We start from the raw sequence: 21,766 nt of genomic DNA, 5'->3' as shown, positions 1-21,766 counted from the left end.
GGCGGCGTTGGTGCGCCGCACACCCTGTGTTGTGGCACCTATTGCGCTTCCCGATCCAGCAACTGCCGTTTGCGTTCCACGCCCCAGCGATAACCGGACAGGTTGCCGTCGCTGCGCACCACCCGATGGCAGGGAATCGCCACGGCCAGGCTGTTGGCGCCACAGGCCTGGGCCACGGCGCGGAAGGATTTCGGCGCACCGATCATCTGTGCGATCTCGGCATAACTTGCGGTACTGCCCACTGGAATGTTGCGCAGTGCCTGCCAGACCCGTTCCTGAAAAGCTGTACCACGCAGGTCCAGGGGTAGATCCAGGCCAATGGCCGGTGCTTCGATAAAGCCCACCACCTTGGCGATCAGTTGCTCGAAGGCGGCGTCGCCGCCAATGAAATGCGCCTGCGGGAACTTGTCCTGCAAGTCCTTGGCCAGCGCATCCGGATCGTCACCGAGGAGGATCGCGCAGACACCTCGATCACTCTGTGCCACCAGGATTGCCCCAAGCGAACACTCGCCGATGGCAAAACGAATATCGGTGTTGGCACCGCCAGCGCGATAGTCGCTGGGTTTCATGCCCAGCACGCCATTGGACGATTCGTAGAACCGGCTGCTGGCGTTGAAGCCGGCTTCGTACAAGGCCTCGGTGACCGAGCCGCCCCGGGCCAACTGTGCCCGTAGTTTGCCGGCGCGATGAGCGGTGGCGTAGGCCTTGGGTGTCAGGCCGGTGACCGACTTGAAGACCCGATGGAAGTGAAAAGGGCTCAGGCCCAGCTGTTCGGCCAGGGGATTGAGTGAGGGCGGGGTGTCGGACGTTTCAATGAGTTGGCAGGCCCGGGTCACCAGGGCCACGTGTTGCTCGTTGATCGACGTCTGGTCGGCGGCGGCACGCCGGCTTGGCCGGTAGCCGGCAGCTTCGGCCTGCTCGGGGGTATCGAAGAACTCGACATTTTCCGGATTGGGCCGACGCGCGCCACTGCTCGGGCGGCAATACACGCCCGTGGTTCTGACGCCGTAGACGAAGCTGCCGTCGGCGCTGGCGTCCCGTGTCAGTACCGCTTGCCAGCGCGGATCCTGTTCCATGGAGTTTCCTTGGGTCGAGGTATTCATGGTGTTCTCCTGTCGGAAGATTCAGTTCTCGCTCAGCTTAGGGGCGCTGCGAGACAGGAAAACTCCGAGTCTTGCGGTTGAATTCTACCGACTGCGAGCGGGATGTCAGGTTGCGTCGTGAAAGATGATGCCCAGGGTATGCCGCTGGCCTGCATTCACGCGGCTGACGCCATGGCGCATATTTACGCGATAGAACCCCCGCGTGCCGTGAACCGGGCGCTGGGACACGGCAAAGATCACGGCGTCGCCCTGTTTCAGCGGGACCACCTGGGGACGGCTCTGCATGCGTGGGCGCTGCTCGGTGAGGACGAACTCGCCGCCGGTAAAATCTTCTTCCGGTTGGGACAGCAGAATGGCGACTTGCAGCGGAAACACCTGTTCGCCGTAGAGGTCCTGGTGCAGGCAGTTGTAGTCTCCGGCTGCATATTGCAGCAGTAATGGGGTGGGGCGTTGCTGGCCGGCGTCATGACAACGTTGGAGCAGGGCCTGGTGTGTTTCGGGAAACGATCCGGCTATTTGCATGCGTTCGTTCCAGTCATTGGCAATCGTTGCCAGAGGCGGGTAGAGCGTGGTGCGAAGCTGCTGGACCAGTGGCGGAAGCGGGTAGGCGAAGTATTGGTATTCGCCCTGGCCAAAACCGTGGCGGGCCATGACGACCCGGGAGCGGAAAGTCTCTTTGCGCGGGTACAGGGCGGCCAGTTCCAGACATTCTTCGGGGCTGAGGAGGTTGGGCAACAGGGCGTTGCCTTGCTGGTCCAGGTCGCGGCGGATCGCCGGCCAATCCAGTGATTGTATTCGGGTGTGCATGAGCTTGCCTCGGGGCAAATCCGGTGAGGCTTGCAGTCTAGAAAGGCCGCTGGGGCCAAACACTCCGACTCTTGCGGTTGAATTTTCCGGGTAGCGGCAGACATGGAACGATGCAGTTTCTTTGCCCTAGAGGGGCTGTGTTTCCCTGGCGTGCTCCCCTAGGATGTCCATTCTGTATTTTTGCCAGGAAACATTGCTCATGTCCGCCCATCATCGTCTCGCCGTGCCTTTGTCCAAAGCCTATCGCCTGCTCAATCACGGTCCTACGGTGCTGGTCAGCGCTGCCCACGATGGCCAGCGCAATATCATGGCGGCCGCCTGGGCCATGCCGTTGGACTTCGAGCCACCGAAGGTCGCGGTGGTGATCGACAAGTCCACCTGGACGCGGCGTCTGCTGGAGGCCTCGGGGACTTTTGTGATCAACGTGCCGTGCGTTGCCCAAGCCGATGTCGTGCAAACCGTCGGTACGACTTCCGGCCTGGAGCTGACCCAGAGTCATAGCCGCGACAAGTTCGATGCCTACGGCCTGGAAACCTTCAAGGCTGAGAAGATCGATGCGCCGATGCTGGAGGGCTGTGTCGCCTGGCTGGAGTGCCGCTTGCTGCCGGAGCCGCGCAACCACGAACAGTACGACCTGTTCCTGGCCGAAGTGATTTCAGCCCAGGCTGATTCGCGGGTGTTCAGCGAGGGGCGCTGGCATTTTGAGGGGCATGACGCGTTGCGTACCTTGCACCACGTCGCCGGCGGGCATTTCCTGAAAATCGGCGACGCGGTGGATGGTGAGATTCTGCGGCCCTGACTCAGCGGCTGGCCATCAGATGGGCGCCGAACAGCAGGTAGCAAGTCCCGGCGAAACGATCCAGGCCTTTGCGGCAGCGGCTGTAGAAGGCTGACATCCGCGTACTGGCAAACAACAGGGCCACGCTGGAGTACCAGCAGAAGGACAGGCTGCTCATGATCGCGACGGCCATGGCCAGCAGCGGCGCGGGCGGGGAGCTGGGCATGGTGGTGGCGAAGATGGTCGCGACGAACAGCGCCGACTTGGGATTGGTCATATTGCCCAGCAAACCCCGGCTATAGGCGGAGAGCAGGCTGCGTTTGGGTTCGTGGAGCGTGGGTTGCTGGCCGGGATTGGCGGGTTGTTTGCGCAGGAACAGCTTGATGCCGAGGTAGATCAGGTAAGCGCCACCGGCAATCTTCAGCACCAGGTACAGCGATGGCGCGGCGGTGAACAGCGACTTGATCCCCAGCCCACCGGCCAGGCCCCAGAGGATGGTACCCGTGGCGACACCCAGTGCGCAGACCACACCATGCTTGCGCGAATTACCGGCGGCGAGCTGGGCGGTGGTGAAGAAATTGGGGCCTGGCGTGACTACGGCAACAGCCCAGAGAAGGGCGAGGGAGATCAAGGGACCGGCATACATCAGGTTCTGGGTATCCATGGGGTACGTGCCTCAGTGTTGTTTAATCTCGTTGTGCCTGTCCGAAGCGTTCGCGATAAACCGAAGGTGGCAAACCGACCAGGCTGCGAAACGCAACCCCGAAGCTTTCGACGGAGCGATAGCCGCATTGTTCGGCGATACGGTCGCTGCTTTCATTGCCACTTTCCAGTAATTCTCGGGCTCTGGCCAGTCGTTCGTGCTGCAGCCAGGCTTTGGGCGTGATGCCGATTGCCTCGCTGAAGCGTCGCAGGAAGGTTCGCTCGCTCATCGCGGCCTGGCTGGCGAGCTGGCGGACTTCCAGCGGTTCATGCAGGCGTTCCCGGGCCTATTGCATGACCCGTGACAGATCATTGTGTGGCGTACGACCGACCGGTGCCGGAATAAATTGCGCCTGGCCACCTGTGCGTTGAGGCGACATCACCAGTCGCCGGGCCATGGTATTGGCCACCTGGGTGCCGAAGTCACGAGAGACCAGATGCAGGCAGGCATCGGTTTTTTTGCGAAGGAGGTTTTCCTGGTAAAAAATTAGCAGTTATTTTTCTGTTTTCGTGACTGAAAAATAAGATCTCGTCGGGGAACTCGAAAAGAAAATTGATTTTTTGTCGGGCTGATTGAATTTTAGGAATAGGCTGAGTCTGGGTCATTTAAATATACCGTCGGGCCGCAGAGTAAAGGCCATTTTGTTTTGAATTCGATTAGTGAGTGCTCAGATTTTGCTCGTATTAAGTAGTAATCGTCATGGTTTTCTATTGTGAGATATAATTTTTCTGCTGTCGGTATATTTTTTATTATCAGGTCGGCTGGTGATCCGCAATTTAGTCCCAGTCGGCATGTATTGAATTCGGTTTTTTTCCACTTTTCAGGTGGTGTGTCTGGTAACTCATCTATATCAAAGCCAAATGTAATTTCTGGTCTGTCATTGTCTATGCGTAATGAATAAAGAGAGATGCTTCCGATTTGTATTTTTGTATTGAAGACTTTGTTGAAGAATGTGCTTCCGTCTAAATCGTTCCAGTATTTCATTTTTTGGCCTTGAAGTTGTAGTGAGGTTTTGTTCCTTCGACTTTTCCTGTTCTGCTGAACTCGTATGGGCGGACATTCAGATGTGCTTTTTGATCTCCTACCCCATCTGGCGCGCCAAAATTATGCCCCGCAGAGTGGTCTTGGATTATAATTTTAGACCCGTCAGCGCGCGTAAACTCATATTCTCTAGACATTATTGGTTTTCCTTTGTCGTCCAGGATTGGGTTGTTTGCTGAGTCAGTCATTCTTTTATATTTGTATTGTGCATATTGACCTGTTTCGGGGTCGTATGTTTGGTTTGGATGTTGGCTTCTCGGAATTCCAGCATCAGATTTAGCCTCTCGAAAAGCCCCGTTCCGAGACACCTCAGGCGGGTCAGGTTCACATTTTTTACCTGTGTCCTGGGTTGCCTTATTCCCCGGACAATTCCGGCTCAACCCCAACGGATCCACCCACCCCGTAGGGTTGGGCGCGTACTGGTAGCTGTTCAGCCCGCCGGCCAGTTTGATCGGGTCGGGAGTGAGGTAGCGGCCGGTTTCGGGATTGTAGTAGCGATGCCGGTTGTAGTGTAAGCCGGTTTCTGTATCGAAATACTGGCCCTGGAAACGCAGCGGGTTGTCGATATCCGCGCGGTCGAGGTGGGCTACCCGGCCATAGGCGTAGTAGCGCGCCGCCCAGCGAATATTGCCGGCTTCGTCCGTCAGTTCCTGCGGTGTACCCAGGTGGTCGAGTTGGTAATGAAAGGCTTCGACCTGCTCCGGTCCCTCGCCGTTGAGCAGGGCCAGGGGCCGGAAACTGTCCGGCTCGTACAGGTAACTGCGGTAATGTGCCGGGCCGCTTTCGGCAATCAGCCGGTCGCCTTGCCAGAGGTATTCGGTGGTCCGGCCCGCGCAGGTCTTGGCAATACGGCGGCCAAAGGCGTCGTAGCGGTAGCTGACCGTGCTGCCATCCGGCAGGCTGACGCCGGTCAGTCGGTGCTGGCAGTCATAGCGGTATTCGGTAACGAGCTGTGGCTCGCTCCCATTGCGTTCACGGACCAGATTGCCAAAGGCGTCATAGTCGAAATGGCTATGACCACGGAACAGCAGACGGTTGCCGCGGGTTCGCGCCATGCGTGGACTGTCGCCCAGCAGGTTGCCGGCGGGATCGTGGACAAAACGTTCGCAGGGATCGCCACGGACTTCACTCAGTCGATCCAGCGGGTCGTACTGGTAACGGCGCAGTCCGTGGCGGCTGTCGTCGATACTCGCCAGATTGCCGTTGGCTTCATAGGCGTAGAAACGCTGGTAACACCCGCTATTGTCCTGGCTGAGGCGGTGTTTCAGCAGCCGACCTTGTTCGTCGTAACGGTAATGGCTGAGCAACTGACCCTGTTGGCGCAGGCGCTCGCGTCCGGCCTCGAAGCGGTGGCGGGTCAGGTGCCGGCCGTTGAGGTCGACACCGATCAGTCTCCCGCCCGGCAGGTAGCGATAATCGATCAGGTTGCCGTCCGGCAAACGGCAGTGAATCAACTGTCCCACGGCATCGTAGCGATAACGCTGGGTGGCCCAGCCCTGGTGCTCGCTGGTCAGGCGATCCTGGTTGTCATAGCCATAGGTCAGCGGCCAGTGCCCGTCATCGACGCTGACCAGACGGCCCAGCCCATCGTAGTGATAGTGGATCTTCTGGCCATCGGCGAGGCTCTTGAGCCGCAAGCGTCCAGTACTGTCGCGTTGGTAGCCGGTGACGAGCTCGCTGCCATCGTCGCCGAACTCCTTTTTCTCCAGCAGATGGCCGTTGAGGTCGTAGGCGTAGGCTGTGCGCCGGCCATCGAAGCCGGTTTCCTCGCGGATCAGGCCGTTGGGGTAATAGTCGAGGCGGTAATGCTCGCCACATTCGTTCTCGATTTCGCTGAGCAGCAGCCGGGCGTTGTCGTAGCGATAGCGCAGCTGGCTGCCGTCGGGGTTGTGGCGACGACTGACCTGGTGCAAGTCGTCCGCGTATTCATAACGGGTCACCCGCCCCAGTTCATCGGTTTCGGCGGTGATCTTGCCGTAGGCGTTGTAGCTGAAGCGGCGCTTGGCCCCGCCGGGCATTTCAACCTGGGTCAGGCGGCCAATGGCGTCCCACGTGTAGCGGGTGACGGCCCCGTCCGCTGCCTGTCGGCTGGTTTGCCGACCTTGTTCGTCGTAGCCGTATTTCAGCAGGCTGCCGTCGGGGAGGCGTTCTTCCAAGAGATGCCCGAGTCGGTCCCAACTGAGGCTGTGCCGGCTGCCATCCGGATGACGGATCTCGCTCAGCAGGCCCCGGCGTTCGTATTCATACTCGGTGACCTGGCCCGCGGGGTCGGTCGTGCGGGTGATATCACCCTGTGGGTTACGGGCATATTTCCAGCGTGCCTGGCCACGTTGCACGCTGCACAGATGGCCGTTGTGATACTCGTAGAAGGTCGGTTCGTCTTCCGGCGGAATAACGGCCAGCAGCCGGCCGGCTTCGCTGTAGCGGTATTCGGTAATGGCGCCCAGGGCATCCTTTTCGGCAATCAGCCGGCCTTGGGCGTCGTAGTCCTTGTGTTGCTCGGCGCCATCGGCATCGACCTTGCGGATCAGCCGCGCCCGCTCATCGTGGACAAAGACTTCTTCGCTGCCGTCGAGATGCAGGGCGGTAACGCTGCCGTCGTCGTCCCAGATGTAGCGGCTGTCCATCTGCGCAAAACTGGCCCAGTGGCGTACGCAGCGGGCCCGCTTGCCCACGCCTTGCCACTCCCAGTAGAACGCGGCACCGCCGGCCAACTGGCGCTCACGAATGACGTGATGTTCGTCATAGGCGTAGCGCTCGCACTCGTCGACGGCATTGGCGGCTTCGATCAGGCGGCCCTGGTCGTCGTAGCGATAGCGCACCAGCGTGCGCAAGGTCTGCCAGCCCTCGGAGAGATAAGCGCCGGGCTGTTCCTGCTGATACTCGACCGCGACGATACGGCTACGGTCGTAACGCAACAGCAGGGCGCGTCCGAGGCCGTTGTCCAGGCGTTGGATGCGGCCCTCGAGGTCATGGCTGATACTCAGTCGATTGCCATGCCGGTCACTCAGGGAAAACAGTCGGGCGCCGTACCGGTCGCACTTGAAGTGATAGAACCAGAGCGTGCTACCGGCCTGGGTCAGGATCAGTTCATCGGGCGTATCGCCCAGGTAGATCGCCGCTTCGCTCAGGCTGTTGTGGATGGCCGGCCGTTGGGTACTGGGACGAGGGAAGTGGATGGAGCGGTTTTCCTGGTCGGTCCAGATAACCTCGTCGCCGTCGAACCTCAGGCTGTGGGCCAGTCCATGGCTCCAGCCCGGACCGAGGCCCTGGCGGGTTTCAACGGCACTGGTGCGATACAGTCGGCTCCAGGAAAACGGCAAGGGGCCGTCCAGCTCGCCGTCGACCAGGGTCAGCAGTTCCTCCCCGGTAACCATCGACACCGGGCAACCCTGGGTCTGGGTCTTGTCCGCGCGCTCGGCGCTGTGGCCGTTGGGATTGCCGGCTTGTCGCGGAACGTCGTCGAGGTGTTCGGTCTGGCGCAGCGTGGCGTTCTTGCGCCCGTCCCAGCGCATCTGCAGGACACCCTTTTTTTGTGCGCCCGCGACACCCCGAGCCGCCACGGCCTTGTAACGACCGACATAACCCATGAATCCATCGAGCAGGTTGAACAGGCCCTGGATAAAACGGGTGCCGGCTTCCACCATCTGGCTGCCGTACTTCTTCAGGCGCAGGGCCAGATAGGCGACACCGGCTCCCGCCGCCGCGACGGTGAGCACCAACCCCAGAAGCAAGTCGATCAGCACGGAGACCAGGGTGCTCGCCACAACATGCGCGGTGTCTCCGGCGAGCTGGCTTGGCGGCAGCGACGCCAGCCAGATCGCGGCGGTGCGCAACAACAGAAAGAGCGCGGCTTCATCGCTGGCCAGCAACAGGGCCTTCTCCATCACGGCGGGTGCCCGTCGAGCGAGGTCGGCCAGCTCCTGGGCACCACTGCCCAGGCGATCAACATAGGCGAGGGGATCCTTGAGGATGTCGAGCACCAGCTCGAGCCCTTCCCATACCCCCTTGATCGCTTCCCAACTGCCGCTGGCCAGGCCTTCACCGACGGCCAGCAGTGCCGTCGAGGCGGTCTGTGACGACCATTGCGGTTTGAAGCCGCTCCATTCGCGGCGCAACCAGGCTTCCAGGTCCCGGGTCAGGTCCGCGTAGGCGGCGAACAGGGCGTCGACCTGCTCGGACGTGACGCCGCCTTGCACCCGTACCCGATAAAACTGACCCGGCTGGCCCTGGAAGCTGCCTTTGCCCTGGGCATCAAGCAGGATCGGGGTCGCAGGACCACCGTCGACGGGGATGACGTCGACTAGCAGATCGCCCAGTGGAATCTCGTGGACCGACTCGAACAGACTTTCGATGTTCAGCACGCCGCTGGCGGGGCACTGCGCAACGTTGGACAGGAAATCGCGGTCCTGAAGATCGACGACCTTGCGGCTGTCGCCGAAGCGGATGACCCGGTCCATGCCCAGCAGTGACGGTAAATCCGCGGCATGGCTGACTTGATCCAGTGCTTGGGCGTACCAACTGTGGGTCTGCTGGTGATAGAGCGTCAGACTGTCCTTGAAATCGTCGAGTTGTGTTTCGATGTAGTCGATGCGGTTCATCGGTTGGCCTCCCTGGCCAGAAACCCTCCGGTCGCCAGTTCCCGGGTGAGGTAGGCGAGCAGGGCGTCCTGCCGGTTCGGGCCGGGCGCCGAACGCTCCAGGAAACGGGCGATCTTGTGTCGCAGGTGGGGGATGGGCGCGGCGTCATACAGCGCCGGATGGTCTTCGCTCAGCCACTGCAGGCTGTTGTCGATCAGGGTTTCGGGGCTCGCCCCGGACAGGTGTTCCAGCAGCAACGGCGGAACCTCCCACCAGGGAAAGGTCCTGGCTTCGCGCCTGACCGCGGTGGCGAGCGTTCGCGCCTGGCCGTTGATGAGATAGCGACTCACGCCCGGCAGCAGCTCACCGGCCTCGGCGCCGAGAAAGTCGAGGGTCGGCAACCATTGGCGGCCGTCCCAGAAGCGGAAGAACACCGGGTTGCCCGTCGGCAGCTTCACCTGGGTCAGCCCGCGCAGGTGCGCCACGAGCTGTTCCGGGGTATTCGACGACACCGCAAGCCAGCCCCAATCCTGGTAGCCGGTGTCGGCTATCCACGACAGAAACGGGCTTTGCGCCGTGAGTTCGAGGACATAAGGCATCACCTCAAACCAATCGGCATAAGGTGTGTCCCTCCAGACCGGCAGGGGGGCCAGCGGGCTGCCGATCTTGCGCAAGGCCGCCAGCGGCTTGGCCTCGCTGGCGTCGCCGAGTATCAGATAGAGCCGTTCGTGAGGGGTAAGCGGGACCTGGGCCAGCCAGCGCTCGGGTGTCAGGAGGTCAGAGCTCACAGACACCTGCCTTGCACTTCTCGCACTCTTCGCAGAACGCCGCGCCACGCAGCAGGGTGGTCAGTTGCGCCATGGACAAAGGCGCCGTGGGGAGAGGGCGGTCAATGGCCTGGAACAGACCGGGCAGCAAGGTGGCAACCCGAGTGCCGACACCCGGCACCGCCCCGGCATCAGCGTTCGGTTCCGGGCTCAGGGTGATGCCGCTGCCATCAATCCTGATAAAGCTGCCGCCGACCTTGAGGGTCAGTTCGCTACCGGCCTCGACTACCACCCGGGCACCACTTTTGAGGTGGATCTCCTCGGCGGCCTGGAGCAGATAACCGTGGCCGAGTCGCATATGCCGGTTCTGGCCGATATTCAGGTGATCGTCGGCCCGTACCTCGGTCTTGCGATCGGCCGAGGTGCTGCGATGTTCGTCGGCCTTGAGTTCGCGGTAGCTGTTGGCGGTCACGCTGTCGTGGCGTTCATGACCGATCTGGATGAACTGGTCGTGTTCGACCACCTGTTGCCAGTCACGCTGGGCGTGCAGGTAGATATGCTCCTGGCCCTTGCGGTCCTCGATACGCAGCTCGTTGAAGCCGCCACCGCCGGGTGAACTGAGGGTCTTGAAGACGCTGCGGGTCTTGTGGGCGGGTAACTCGTAGGGCGGTCGGTTGCGCCCATGGTGCAGGCAACCGGTAATCAGCGGCTGATCCGGGTCGCCTTCGAGAAAGCTCACCAGCACCTCCATGCCGACACGGGGGATGCTCACCGCTCCATGGCCGTTTCCGGCCCAGGCCGAGGCGACCCTCAGCCAGCCACTGCTGGAATCGTTGTGGGGCGCTGCCCGATCCCAGTGGAACTGCACCTTGATCCGGCCATGGGCATCGCAATGGATCTCCTCGCCCGGCGGGCCCGTGACCACGGCGGTCTGGCTGCCATCGATGCGCGGTTTCGGGTGGCTCGGTGCGGGGCGAAAAGGCGTGTCGCCGGGCAGGGCGCGGAAGCTGTTTCGATAGCCCTGCCGGAAGCCGTCCGCCGTGTTGGCGGTGGCGGTGAGCTCTTCCAGGACTTGCGGTTGCCGGCCTTCGTGGTTGATTTCGGTCAGCAGCCAGAGGGCATTCCAGTCGTCGTTCGGATGTTCGCTGAGCGTCAGCAGATGGCCGCTCGACAGAACGGGGATATCGCTTCGGCCCCGGGCTTGGCGGAAGGTGCAGCGGTGTCGCTCCAGGGCACGTTGAGCCCGTTGTTTACGATGCTGCGGGTCGATACCGAGCGCCGGGAAGGCGTAGTCCTCGAGATCTGGCAGCCGTTCGCCGCGACTGATCTGTTCAAGGGGCCGGCCGGGATTCTCGAAGTCGTAGTCCCGTCGCGCGACGCCGCTGCTGCGGGTTTCCAGGCGGACGTTGAAGTGCTTGATGACCGCGCTCGGGGCTGCCAGGCCGCTGTCTGTTTGATAACGCCGAGGCGCTTGCGTGGGGAAAAACGCCTGGTCGTCGCCAAACACCAGGGTGTGGCTGCCGGGGTCATGCTGGAAGTGGAAATGCAGGCCTTCTTCTTCGCACAGACGCTGGATGAAGTGCAGGTCGGACTCTCGGTACTGCACGCAATATTCCCGCTCTGGATAGTGGCCACCGAGGTGGAAGCGGTAGTGGTTGCTGAACAGGCCGTGGTCATTGAGCACCCGCGCGATGATTTGCGGGGTACTGAGGTGCTGGAAGATGCGCTGGTTGATACGGTGTTCGAGGTCGGCAAGGCGTGGGCGCAGGCAGGCCTGGTAATGCGCCAGGCGTCTGCCCCGTGCCCCTTGGGCGACGCGATGGAACTGCCCGTGGATACCCGCACCCGAGGTGCAGAGTCTGAGAAAGGCTTGCTTGTGCAGCAGGCTTTGCAGATCGAGATCCCGCTCGGCCACCAGCTCCAGATCGAAGCTGAAGGGCTGGTTCAGGGCCTCACGGCCGGTGAAGGCGGCGACCTGCAATGGGTGTTCGAAGTCCTCGACGGTCAGGCTGAAGCGAGGTTGATTGGCCGGCGCTGGCATATATTCCTCCTTGGAAAACCCTTTGGCGTGAAATCAGGGCCGCACGAAACCTTCGCCAATGCCGAGGCCGTAGCGCGCCAAAGGGTTTGAGGGAACGGTGGAAGGCGTCGTCAGCGAGGCCGAACGACGCCAAAGGGCAATCAGATCACCGGGGAGCGCCAGTCATCGGAGGCTGAGGTGCCCGCAACTTCGTGGGTCCAGGTGATCTTGCGGTAGCTGAAGAACACGTCTTCCAGATGGGTGAAGTGCGCCTGGTTCGGGTCCTGGCAGTTGGGCATGCGCGATTTCACGTCGACGACGATGGCGTCTTCCAGCTCGATGGTGAAATAGTGTTCCTGGGTGCCGGAGGAGGAGGTGCGGTACCACTCCAGGCGGCATTTGGTCAGTTTTTCCCCGCTGGTCAGGGCGCTGAAGATCAGCGGCGAGGACTTGTCGAAGACCTTGCTGATCATCAGGGGCTGGTGCACGCGCTGGCCGGTCGGTTGCCCGGACTGCGGGTCGCGGGGGATGGTGACGTCGTGGGCGAAGCCCTGGACCAGGATCTGGTCTTCATGACCTTCCTGGTAGATGTTTCCGACCGAGTCCTGGGTAAAGGTACCCGCGGTGATCAGGCCTTGCTTGGTGCCCTGCAGGGTCAGGTAGGCAGGTGTTGGCATGGATGAATTCCTTGTCCGAAGAGGTGCTGTTTGCCATCAAGGGAAACTCGATGGGTTCGCAGGTCTACAGATCAAGAGTTGTGCCTGTTCTTTGGTTTTTGTTTAAAAACAACTAGTTACTTTGATTTTCTAGAAGATTTCTAGATTTAAAGGGTGTTTCTTCAGGAAAAGTGCGCAAGGTGTTGCGCATGAGCGGGCAGGAAGTTGCCAGATGGATGGGGGCCTTGTGTTGCAGGCGCTGCGGAGCTGGAGGCGGTGTTTTTCATCCCAGTGGTGGGACAGAAGTTGCGCAGTCAGGAAACGAGGTCTCTTGTACGCCACGAGACCTGAGCTGGCTTGCCAGCGATAGCGGTGGTGAAGGTGACATCGCAATCGCCGGCAAGCTGGCTCCTACAGGAACCGCGTTCAGCCCTGGACGCTCCAACCGCCACCCAGGGCGGCCATCAGGCCGATGCTGGCCTGCAGCTGTCGGGTCTGCAACGCCTGCAACTGTCGCTGGGTCTGCAATGCCGCCGTCTGCGCCGTCACCACATCCAGGTAGTTCACGGCCCCGGCCTGGTAGCTGTTCATCGCCAGGGTCTGGGTGTTCTGCGCGGCATTGACCGCCGCTTGCTCATCCAGGGCCTCGCGCTGCAAGTCGCGCAGTTGCGCCAGGTTGTCCTCGACTTCGCGCACCGCGCGCAGGACCTGGCTGCGGTAATGGGCCGAAGCCTCGTCGAATTCGGCCTTGGCCTGATGCTCCTGGGCACTGAGACGCCCGCCATCGAAAATCGGCAGGTTGACCAGCGGCCCCAATGCCCAATAGCGATTACCCGTCGACAGTAGGCTGCCGCTGCCCTGGGTCTGGCCGCCGAGCAGGCCGGTCAGGCTGAAGTCCGGGTACCAGGCGGCCTTGGCCACGCCGATCCCGGCATTGGCGGCAAACACCCGGCGTTCCGCCGCGGCGATATCCGGACGGCGTTGCAGCAAGCCGCTGGGCAGGGCGCCGGGTACCTTGGGAATGGTCAGGATCGCCTGGGTCGGCGGCAACTGGAAGTCACTGGCCGGTTCACCCACCAGTTCGGCAATCGCATGTTCGGCCAGGTTGCGTTGGCCGCGTACGTCGTCCAGTTGTGCCTGGGCCTCGGCCAGTTGGCTCTGGGCACGGGTCAGGTCGAGTTCCGAAGCGATCTGGCCCTGGTAGCGGTCACGGGTCAGTTGCAGCGCCTGGGTGTAGTCATCCAGGGAACTGCTGAGAATCCGACTCTGGGCGTCCAGTCCATTGAGCTGGATATACAAGGTCGCCAATTGCTGTTGCAGGCTCAGGCGCGCCACCGCCAGGTCGTCGCCGGAGGCCTGGGCCTGGGCATCGCCGGCGGCCACCTGGTTGCGAATCCGTCCCCACAGGTCGAGGTCGAAGTTCAGCGCAAAGCCTGCGGTGTTGCTGTTGTATACCGCCGGCTGGGTGCTGCCGCGTAACGGGCGATTGTCCGATTGGCGCTGGCGCAGGGGCTGCGCGCTGGCGCTGATCTGCGGGAACAGCCCGGCATGCAACTGGCTCGCATAGGCCTGGGCACCGTCGTAGTGCGCCAGGGCGGCGGCCAGGTCAGGGTTGGCCTTGAGCAGGCGCTGCTGCAGGTCGTTGAGGTGTGAGTCCTGGAACAGCGACCACCATTGTTCCGACAGCTTGTCGCCCGGTTGTGCCAGGTGCCACGGGCCGTCGCTGGTCTGTTCGCGATAGTGCTCCGGCAAGTCGAGTTGCGGCGGCTTGTAGGTCGGTGCCAGGGAACAGCCCTGCAAGGCCGCGATCATCAGGAGCCAGGCGCTGAGCTTAAGCCTTGGGGACATGTTGGCCTCCGGCGTCGGCGAGTTTTACCGGGTCGCCTTCGCGCAGGGCGTCCGGCGGGTTGTCGATCACGGTGTCGGCGGGTTTCAGGCCCTGGTCGATGACCAGGCGCTCACCCAGGTCCAGGCCGATGTGGATGTCACGCAGGTGCACATGGGACTGGGCGTCCAGCACCGCCACCTGGGTGCCCTGGGCACGGAAGATCAAGGCGCTGGCCGGAATGCTGACGCCATGGGTGTCCGCCGGGATCGGCAGGGTCGCCTCGGCATAGTCGCCCGGCAGCAGGACGTTGTCCGGGTTCTCGGCGACGAACTGTGCCAGCAGGGTGCCGGAGCGCGAGTCGATCGCGGTGGAGTTGCCCAGCAATTTTGCGTTGAACTGCTGGCCCGGATGTTCCGGTACCGTCAGCTTCACCTCGAGGCCGGGACGGATCACGCTGGCGTAGTTCTGCGGAATCGGTACGTAGAGCCGCAGTTGATGGGTGTCGGCGATATCGAAGAGTTCCGGATCGCTGTCGTTGTCGGCCTTGATCAGCTGGCCGATATCGGTGTTGCGGGCGGTGATGGTGCCGGCGAAGGGCGCGCGAATGGTCTTGTACGCTTCCAGTGCCGACAGCCGCGCGTAGTCGGCGGCGGCGGCTTCGACATTGGCCTTGGCCGCGGCGGCATTGGAGCTTTTTTCATCGGCCTCCTGGCGTGATACCGAATGGGTCGCCACCAGGTTCTGCCAACGGGTGGCGGTGGTTTCGGCCAGGCGCGCATTGGCCTGTTCCTGCACCAGGTGGGCATGGGCCTGGGCGACCTGCTGGTCGAGATCCGGGCTGTCGATTTCGGCGAGTATCTGGCCGGCCTTGACCTGGCTGCCGATGTCGGTTTTCCAGTCTTTCAGGTAGCCGCTGACCCGCGCATGGATCGGCGCCTTGCTCCAGGCTTCCAGGTGGGCCGGCAGGCGCAGGGTGTCGCCGGCGGCGTTCTGCGCCGGCTTGAAGACGCTGACCATGGGGATGGCGGCGGTTTCGGTCCAGGCGGTCACGGATTTTTCGTGGCGGGTTCGCGCGGCAATCCCGTTGGCGACCAGCAAGGCGGCCAGGGTCAGACCGCCGACGCCCATGTAAAGCAGGCGTTTGCCCGAAGGTTTGCGATCAGTCATGGGTGTTTTCTCCAGCTACGGCGCGAATAGGTCGGCGGCCATGCACCAGGCTGAACACCACGGGGACGAACAGCAGGGTGGCAGTGGTCGCCAGGATCAGACCGCCGATCACGGCGCGTCCGAGGGGGGCGTTCTGTTCTTCGGAAAGGGCCAGCGGCAACATGCCGATGATCATCGCCAGGGCCGTCATGCAAACCGGACGGAAACGGGTGTAGCCGGCTTCCAGGGCGGCCTTGAGGGCATCGCCGTGTTCGGCCAGGCGCTCGCGGCAGAAGCTCACCACCAGGATCGAGTTGGCGGTGGCCACGCCCATGCAGAGGATGGCCCCGGTCAGGGCCGGCACCGACAGCGAGGTGCCGCTCAAGAACAGCATCCAGACAATCCCGGCGAGGGCCGCGGGCAGGGCGGTGATGATCACGAACGGGTCGACCCAGGACTGGAAGTTGACCACGATCAGCAGGTAGATCAGCACCACCGCGCCGAGCAGGCCGAAGCTCAGGCCACCGAAGGCTTCATGGAGGGCATCGATCTGTCCGTGCAGGCTGACAATCGCGCCCTTGGGCCGCAAGGACGAGGCATCGTCGAGGATCTTCTGGATGTCATGGGCCACCGCGCCGAGGTCTCGGCCTTGCACGCTGGCGTAGATGTCCAGGGTCGGCTGGATGTTGTAGTGGGTCACCACCGCAGGGCTCTGTACCCGATTGATGGTCGCCAGGCCGCCGAGGATCTGCGACTGGCCGTTGCTACCGGTGACCGGCAGTGCTTCCAGTGATGGCAGGCTGTCCAGGCGGTATTGCGGAGTGGCCGCGACCACGCCATAGGATACGCCGTTGGCCGGGTTGAGCCAGAAGGTCGGCGCCACCTGGGAGCTGCCGGCCAGGGAGGCGACCATGCTGTTGGTCACATCACGTTCGGTAATGCCCAGGCCCTTGGCGCGCATGCGGTCGACCTTCACTTCCAGCGACGGGTAGCCGACCGATTGCTGGATCCGCAGGTCGGCGATCCCCGGTACGTGTTGCAGGCGTCGTTGCAGTTCGAGGGCGAAGACGCGGTTTTCCTCGGCACTGCGTCCGGAGATTTTCACGTCCAGCGGAGCCGGCGCGCCGAAGTTGAGTATCTGGCTGCTGATATCCGCCGGGAGGAAGGCGAACTGGCTGCCGGGGAAGCTTTCCGGCAAAGCCGTGCGCAGTTTTTTCACGTAGTCGGCGGTGGGCTGGTGATCGGCCTTGAGGGTGACCTGGATATCGCCATCCTGCGGGCCGATGGTGCCGCTGCTGCTATAGGCCATGTCGATACCGCTCAACGGAATACCGATGTTGTCGACGATGTTGTCCAGTTCCTCGGCGGGAATCACCTCGCGGATCCGTGCTTCGATACGGTCGAAGGTCGCGGCGCTTTCTTCGATTCGCGTACCCAGCGGCAGGCGTACGTGCAGGGCCAGGGCACCGGCGTCGGTGGCCGGGAAGAAGTCTTCGCCCAGGCTCGGCAGCAGGCTGAAGGAGGCCAGCACACAGGCGAGGAAACCCAGCAGGAAGCGCTTGCGGCAACCCAGCGCCAGGGTCAGCAGGCCATGGTAGACGTCACGTACCGTGGAGAAGCCGCGCTCGAAGCCCTGCTGGAAATTCAGTGCGCCTTGCAGCAGGCGGTTGCGTGGCTTGCGGTGCTGTTCGCCTTCGTGATGGTTGATAAATTCATCTTCGGGATGATGACCGCTGCCGCCCTCGACCATATGGGGCTTGAGCAGGAACATCGCCAGGGTCGGCACCAGGGTCCGCGAGAGGATGAAGGAACTGGCCATGGCGAAGATCACCGCCAGGGCCATCGGCCGGAACAGGAAGCCGGCGATGCCTTGCAGCATGAACATCGGTACGAACACGATGCAGATACACAGCAGCGAAACGAAGGCCGGGCCGACGATCTGTTTCGCGCCGTCGAGGATCGCATCGTTGACCGCCTTGCCCTGTTCCAGGTGCCAGTTGATGTTCTCGATGGTCACCGTCGCATCGTCCACCAGGATCCCCACCGCCAGCGCCAGACCACCGAGGGTCATGACGTTGAGAGTCTGGCCGGTGGCGGCCAGCAGGGCGATGGCCGAGAGCACCGCCAATGGAATCGAGGCGGTAATGATCAGGGTCGAGCGCCAGCTGCCAAGGAACAGCAGGATCATCGCACTGGTCAGCAGGGCGGCGATGATGCCTTCGCGGGCCACGCTGCCCACCGACTGCTTGACGAACACCGAAGCGTCGCCCAGCAGCGAGGTCTTGAGCTCCGGCGGCAGGGTTTCATTGATCAGCGGCAGCATGTTGCGGATGTTGTCGACGATCGACAGGGTGGAAATATTGCCGTTCTTCATCGCCGGCATCAGCACCGCGCGGCGGCCATCGACCCGCACGATATTGGTCTGTGGCGGCGAGCCGTCACGCACGTGGGCCACCTGGCCGATGGTGATCAGGGCGCCGTCGACGGTTTTGATCGGCAGGTCGTTGAGTTCTTCGATGACTTTCGGGCTGTTGTTCAGCAGCACGGTGTATTCGTAGGGGCCGAGTTTGGCGGTACCCACCGGAATGATCTGGTTCTGCGCGGCCAGGGCATTGCCCACATCCTGCGCCGAGAGGCCCTTGGCGGCCAGCGCCTGGGGATCGAGGTCGAGGGTGATCTGGCGTTGCTTGCCGCCCATCGGCGTCGGAATTGCCAGGCCCGGAACGGAGGTCAGTGGCAGGCGGATATTGTTCTGTACCAGGTCACGAATCTTCGCTTCAGACAGCGTCGGACTGGAAAACGCCATCTGCAGGATCGGCACCGTCGAGGCGCTGTAGTTGAGGATCAGCGGCGGGGTGATCCCTGGCGGCATTTGCTTGAGCACGGTCTGCGAGACCGCGGTCACCTGGGCGTTGGCGGTGCGGATGTCCACTCCCGGCTGAAAGAAGATCTTGACGATGCCCATGCCAGGTAGCGATTGCGACTCGATATGTTCGATGTCGTTGACCGTGGAGCTCAAGGAGCGTTCGTAGGTGTAGATCACCCGGCCGGCCATGTCCTCTGGGGACAGGCCGTTGTATTGCCAGACCACTGCGACCACCGGGATACCGATATCGGGAAACACATCGGTGGGGGTACGCATGGCCGCCAGCGGCCCGATGATGCAGATGAATATCGCCAACACGATAAACGTGTAGGGCTTGAGCAGTGCGGTCTTTACCAGCCCGAGCATGCCTGAACCTCCGGGGAGTGGAATTGCAAACACCGGCAGTCTTGCGTCTGGAACTTAACGTTTAGCTTTCACCAACATGAAGGATCTTTTAGATAAGGACTGAAAATCCCTTCATGTGTGTTCATTTGTACAAGAGCCTCTAGTCCGCCACTCTTTGCCTCGATTAGACGGATTTTCCGTCCAGCGATAAAGCACTTGAAGATGAGAGGAATTCATTCAATGACACTTAAGCCGCTGATGCTGATTTCGACCCTTGGACTGGTTTGCCTGCTGTCTGCCTGCGCAGCGCCAGTGCCCAAGGCTGATCCGAGCGAAGCCTGGATCGGCCTGGGGCAGGAGTCGAGCGACGACCTGCTGGCAGAGCGTGTGGATGGCAAGCGCGTCGATGACGGCCGCTACTTCGAAGTGGCGCCGGGCAAGCACGATCTGAAAGTGCTCCTGGTCCAGGGGGCCAACGGCAATACCGAACAGCCCGAGTGCATCGGTCAGGTGGACTACGACCAGTTCAAGGCCGGCAAGCGCTATCACCTGGTGGAGTCGGGATCGGGTGCGGATGTAGGGGCTGAGCTGGTGAACGACCAAGGCGTGACCGTGGCCCATTCCAGGAAGTTTTCCTGCATTTAACCGCTGACAGCTTTTTCATTTTTTGAGGTAGAACACCATGACATTCAAACCCCTGATGCTGATTCCAACCCTGGGCCTGGCTTTTCTGCTGTCCGCGTGTGCCGGCCCGATGCCGAAAGCGGATCCGAGCGAAGCCTGGATCGGTCTGCAAAATGAAGCGCCGAACGACATGCTCGCCGAGAAGGTCGATGGCAAGAAAATCGATGACGGGCGTTTCTTCGAAGTGCCACCTGGCGCCCACAAGCTGGACGTGATGCTGGTGGAGATGCCGTGGGGCGATGGCAACCAGCAGGACTGTTCGGGTGAAGTCAGCTTCAACCAGTTCAAGGCCGGCGAGCACTACAAGCTGGTGGAGTCGAGCCTGGGCCAGGAAGTCAACGCGCGCCTGATGGACTCCCATGGCAAGCAAGTCGCCGAGACCGGCGACTTCCAGTGCCTGCCGGGCTAGTCGCCGGCTTTCAGAACCGCTTGTGTGGTGAAGCCTGATGGCGCGGCGCTGATGGTCGCGTTGCGCCAGGCGGTCTGCAGTTGTTTGTCGAGCAGCGTCGGCACCGGCTTGTCCGGCTGTTGTTGCAGGCTGAGCTTCAGCCCGTTGAGCGAACGACCACTGAGGCGATTGCCCATCAGGTCTTCACGGAAAACCTTCTCGGCTTCGGCCGCCTTGCCCTGGGCCAACAGTGCGTAGCCCAGGGACTCACGCAAGGTGTAATACCAGTCCGGCGGCTCGTTATAGCTCAGTGCGTCCTGGATGGAGACCGCCTTGCGCCAGGCGCCGATGATCTGTTCCTGGTTATCGCCCTGGAGTGACTTGAGGTCAGTGGCCAAGGCCTGTGAGGGATCCTTGCCAAACACCTTCGCAGCGGTTTCCCGCAGTGACGCCAAGTCCAGCTTGCCGTGGCTGCTGTCCTGGGCCTTGTTCAGCAGGATCAGGTTGGCGATGCGAAACAGCTCCGAGGCCTTGTTGTTGCCGTAGTTGAGAGCCGGTGAGGCTTTCAGGGTATCGGTCACCGCCTGCCAGTAGCCCTTGAGCGCGTCGTTGACCTTCTCCTTGTCCGCCCCGTCCTCGGCCAACTGCCGATAAGCCTTGGCATAAGCGGCCATTACCCGGGTGTAAGGCGCGGTCAGTGGCTGCCAATCCTTGTCGGCCTGGGTGCAGGTCTCGTTGATGGTCTTCAGACCCTGCTCGATCTTCGGTTCGATACGCTCCAGCGCTGCCCAGTCCTGGAAGCGCACGGCAAAGTAATAGGGCACGGCATAGAAGTAGTCCGACTTGGTGCGGATCTCGTCGGGGTACTGCTTGCAGAGGAACTCCAGCGCCGAATACTGCGTGGTGTTCTCCACCAGTTCCTCGGCCATGTTCATGGCTTCGTTCTGACGGCCTTCGATGGACAGGGTCCAGATCAGGAAGTGAATGTTGTGGCCCAGGTAATGCAACGGGTAGGGGCTCTGCGGGCCGACCTGATGGGCGTAGGCCCGGTCCACCGAAACCGCCGTGTAGTTGGCGACGCTGGCCAGGGCGTTATTGCCGGTGCGCTGGTAGATATGCGAGGCCATGTGCACCAGGTGCCCGATGGCCGGATTCTGGTCGCGGAAGCGATTGGCCATGGGCAACCCGTTGTCGGGGAACGGCGACTCCTCGATGGCGTGGATATAGAAGTGATTGGCACCGGTGTGCAGCTTGTCCTGCACCAGTACGCGGTTGAGCACTTGCAGCGCCTGATAGGCCGCCGGCGTCGGGTGGACCTGATCGGAGACCGCCTCCTCGCCGTCCCACCATTTCCAGGGTGTCAGATTGAGCAGGGCGTCGGCGTAGAGGGTGGCGGCATCGAGGTCGTCGAAATAGGTCTGCGACAGTTCTTTCATGGCGTCGGCGTAGTGTTGTTTGCCGTCGCCGTCGAGGCTGACCTGGCCGTCCTTGAGGGTATAGGCGCTGAGGAACGCCTTGGCGTAATCGACTTCACGCTGCAACTGCCCTTCGCTGAAACGGGCCTTGGCGTCCGGGTCCTTGAGGCGAGCATTGGCGTGCTCCAGTGCAATCTGCGCCGAGCGATAGGCCAGTTGGTCGCAACCGGGAGTGGCGTCGCTGTTGATATTGGAGTTGGCCGACAGGGCAATACCCCAATAAGGCATCGCCGAACCTTCGTCGAAACGGCTGGCCTGGTAGAAGGCGCGGATTGCTTCGGAGAAATTGAAGCCGTATTGCAGGGCCATGCCCTGGCTATAGAAAGCTTCGACCCGGTCGGCGTCCTTCAGGCTGACCATGGGGTAGCGCGTGCCGCCCAGGCCCGAGAGCAACTGGCCCTGTTCGGTGTCCTTCTGGCTGACGCATTGCTGCAGGACTTCGAGGTACGGGGTGTCCGGCGAGACGGGTGTGAAACGTTTCGGAGTTTCGGCCGTTTCAGGCCCGTGGGTATGGGCCTGGGCCACGGACAGGCCGGTGAGCAGCAGGGCAGCGACAGCAAGACGCAATACAGCCATGTA

At 61.9% G+C, this 21,766-nt stretch carries 15 protein-coding genes and 1 pseudogene; 3 read left to right on the top strand and 13 right to left on the bottom strand.

The window, feature by feature from the left end; genetic code table 11:
* Positions 1 to 38: 38 nt before the first annotated feature.
* A complete protein-coding gene (ada, locus tag M5B42_RS13150; protein WP_248746087.1) occupies positions 39 to 1,103 on the bottom strand; it encodes a bifunctional DNA-binding transcriptional regulator/O6-methylguanine-DNA methyltransferase Ada in 1,065 nt (354 codons plus the stop codon).
* A 105-nt stretch (positions 1,104 to 1,208) separates the two neighbouring features.
* Positions 1,209 to 1,910 (bottom strand): 2OG-Fe(II) oxygenase, encoded by a 702-nt coding sequence (locus M5B42_RS13145; RefSeq protein ID WP_248746086.1) that lies wholly within the window; start codon positions 1,908 to 1,910, stop codon positions 1,209 to 1,211.
* A 199-nt stretch (positions 1,911 to 2,109) separates the two neighbouring features.
* Between M5B42_RS13145 and M5B42_RS13140 the strand changes: the two genes are divergently transcribed.
* Entirely contained in the window at positions 2,110 to 2,709 is a 600-nt protein-coding gene (locus M5B42_RS13140; protein ID WP_103494680.1) for a flavin reductase family protein, read from the top strand.
* A gap of 1 nt (position 2,710) precedes the next feature.
* On the opposite strand, the gene M5B42_RS13135 is transcribed toward M5B42_RS13140, so the two are convergent.
* From M5B42_RS13135 to M5B42_RS13090, 10 genes and pseudogenes are all read right to left on the bottom strand, one after another.
* Positions 2,711 to 3,352: a LysE family transporter gene (locus tag M5B42_RS13135; protein WP_248746085.1), complete on the bottom strand. Its 642-nt coding sequence runs from the start codon at positions 3,350 to 3,352 to the stop codon at positions 2,711 to 2,713.
* A 22-nt stretch (positions 3,353 to 3,374) separates the two neighbouring features.
* A pseudogene (locus M5B42_RS13130) lies at positions 3,375 to 3,842 on the bottom strand (helix-turn-helix domain-containing protein); the annotation flags it as partial.
* A 128-nt stretch (positions 3,843 to 3,970) separates the two neighbouring features.
* Positions 3,971 to 4,375: an Imm50 family immunity protein gene (locus tag M5B42_RS13125; protein ID WP_248746084.1), complete on the bottom strand. Its 405-nt coding sequence runs from the start codon at positions 4,373 to 4,375 to the stop codon at positions 3,971 to 3,973.
* On the bottom strand, positions 4,372 to 9,033 hold the full coding sequence (locus M5B42_RS13120) for an RHS repeat-associated core domain-containing protein (RefSeq protein ID WP_248746083.1): 4,662 nt from the start codon (positions 9,031 to 9,033) through the stop codon (positions 4,372 to 4,374). The genes M5B42_RS13125 and M5B42_RS13120 overlap by 4 nt, the downstream gene beginning before the upstream one ends.
* Entirely contained in the window at positions 9,030 to 9,800 is a 771-nt protein-coding gene (locus tag M5B42_RS13115) for a DUF4123 domain-containing protein (RefSeq protein WP_248746082.1), read from the bottom strand. The genes M5B42_RS13120 and M5B42_RS13115 overlap by 4 nt, the downstream gene beginning before the upstream one ends.
* Positions 9,790 to 11,820 (bottom strand): type VI secretion system tip protein TssI/VgrG, encoded by a 2,031-nt coding sequence (tssI, locus tag M5B42_RS13110; protein ID WP_248746081.1) that lies wholly within the window; start codon positions 11,818 to 11,820, stop codon positions 9,790 to 9,792. The genes M5B42_RS13115 and tssI overlap by 11 nt, the downstream gene beginning before the upstream one ends.
* 140 nt (positions 11,821 to 11,960) lie before the next feature.
* Complete coding sequence (locus tag M5B42_RS13105; protein WP_152741903.1) at positions 11,961 to 12,476, bottom strand: Hcp family type VI secretion system effector; 516 nt, start codon at positions 12,474 to 12,476, stop codon at positions 11,961 to 11,963.
* A gap of 405 nt (positions 12,477 to 12,881) precedes the next feature.
* Positions 12,882 to 14,303, bottom strand: coding sequence for an efflux transporter outer membrane subunit (locus M5B42_RS13100; protein WP_248746080.1), 1,422 nt, complete (start codon positions 14,301 to 14,303; stop codon positions 12,882 to 12,884).
* Positions 14,287 to 15,450, bottom strand: coding sequence for an efflux RND transporter periplasmic adaptor subunit (locus M5B42_RS13095; protein ID WP_152741901.1), 1,164 nt, complete (start codon positions 15,448 to 15,450; stop codon positions 14,287 to 14,289). The genes M5B42_RS13100 and M5B42_RS13095 overlap by 17 nt, the downstream gene beginning before the upstream one ends.
* Positions 15,443 to 18,661, bottom strand: coding sequence for an efflux RND transporter permease subunit (locus M5B42_RS13090; protein WP_152741900.1), 3,219 nt, complete (start codon positions 18,659 to 18,661; stop codon positions 15,443 to 15,445). Before M5B42_RS13090 ends, M5B42_RS13095 begins: the two co-directional genes overlap by 8 nt.
* 219 nt (positions 18,662 to 18,880) lie before the next feature.
* On the opposite strand from M5B42_RS13090, the gene M5B42_RS13085 reads away from it, so the two are divergent.
* Entirely contained in the window at positions 18,881 to 19,285 is a 405-nt protein-coding gene (locus M5B42_RS13085; protein WP_248746079.1) for a hypothetical protein, read from the top strand.
* Between the two features lie 37 nt (positions 19,286 to 19,322).
* Positions 19,323 to 19,733 carry a hypothetical protein gene (locus M5B42_RS13080; RefSeq protein ID WP_152741899.1) on the top strand — a complete coding sequence of 137 codons (411 nt, stop codon included), beginning with the start codon at positions 19,323 to 19,325 and terminating at the stop codon, positions 19,731 to 19,733.
* Here M5B42_RS13080 and M5B42_RS13075 read toward each other — a convergent pair.
* Positions 19,730 to 21,763, bottom strand: a complete 2,034-nt coding sequence (locus tag M5B42_RS13075; RefSeq protein WP_248746078.1) for a hypothetical protein — start codon at positions 21,761 to 21,763, stop codon at positions 19,730 to 19,732. The genes M5B42_RS13080 and M5B42_RS13075 overlap by 4 nt on opposite strands.
* Positions 21,764 to 21,766: the final 3 nt, after the last annotated feature.

The sequence above is a fragment of the Pseudomonas sp. MWU12-2037 genome, from assembly GCF_023242345.1.
GTDB classification, from domain to species: domain Bacteria; phylum Pseudomonadota; class Gammaproteobacteria; order Pseudomonadales; family Pseudomonadaceae; genus Aquipseudomonas; species Aquipseudomonas gingeri_D.
This window is presented reverse-complemented; position numbering and strand designations above follow the sequence as displayed.

Coding starts and splice junctions, on each gene's coding strand:
- M5B42_RS13140 (WP_103494680.1), top strand. CDS start 2,110: ATGTCCGCCCATCATCGTCTCGCCGTGCCTTTGTCCAAAGCCTATCGC.
- M5B42_RS13075 (WP_248746078.1), bottom strand. CDS start 21,763: ATGGCTGTATTGCGTCTTGCTGTCGCTGCCCTGCTGCTCACCGGCCTG.
- tssI (WP_248746081.1), bottom strand. CDS start 11,820: ATGCCAGCGCCGGCCAATCAACCTCGCTTCAGCCTGACCGTCGAGGAC.
- M5B42_RS13135 (WP_248746085.1), bottom strand. CDS start 3,352: ATGGATACCCAGAACCTGATGTATGCCGGTCCCTTGATCTCCCTCGCC.
- M5B42_RS13090 (WP_152741900.1), bottom strand. CDS start 18,661: ATGCTCGGGCTGGTAAAGACCGCACTGCTCAAGCCCTACACGTTTATC.
- M5B42_RS13100 (WP_248746080.1), bottom strand. CDS start 14,303: ATGTCCCCAAGGCTTAAGCTCAGCGCCTGGCTCCTGATGATCGCGGCC.
- M5B42_RS13105 (WP_152741903.1), bottom strand. CDS start 12,476: ATGCCAACACCTGCCTACCTGACCCTGCAGGGCACCAAGCAAGGCCTG.
- M5B42_RS13120 (WP_248746083.1), bottom strand. CDS start 9,033: ATGAACCGCATCGACTACATCGAAACACAACTCGACGATTTCAAGGAC.
- M5B42_RS13145 (WP_248746086.1), bottom strand. CDS start 1,910: ATGCACACCCGAATACAATCACTGGATTGGCCGGCGATCCGCCGCGAC.
- M5B42_RS13095 (WP_152741901.1), bottom strand. CDS start 15,450: ATGACTGATCGCAAACCTTCGGGCAAACGCCTGCTTTACATGGGCGTC.
- ada (WP_248746087.1), bottom strand. CDS start 1,103: ATGAATACCTCGACCCAAGGAAACTCCATGGAACAGGATCCGCGCTGG.
- M5B42_RS13085 (WP_248746079.1), top strand. CDS start 18,881: ATGACACTTAAGCCGCTGATGCTGATTTCGACCCTTGGACTGGTTTGC.
- M5B42_RS13080 (WP_152741899.1), top strand. CDS start 19,323: ATGACATTCAAACCCCTGATGCTGATTCCAACCCTGGGCCTGGCTTTT.
- M5B42_RS13125 (WP_248746084.1), bottom strand. CDS start 4,375: ATGAAATACTGGAACGATTTAGACGGAAGCACATTCTTCAACAAAGTC.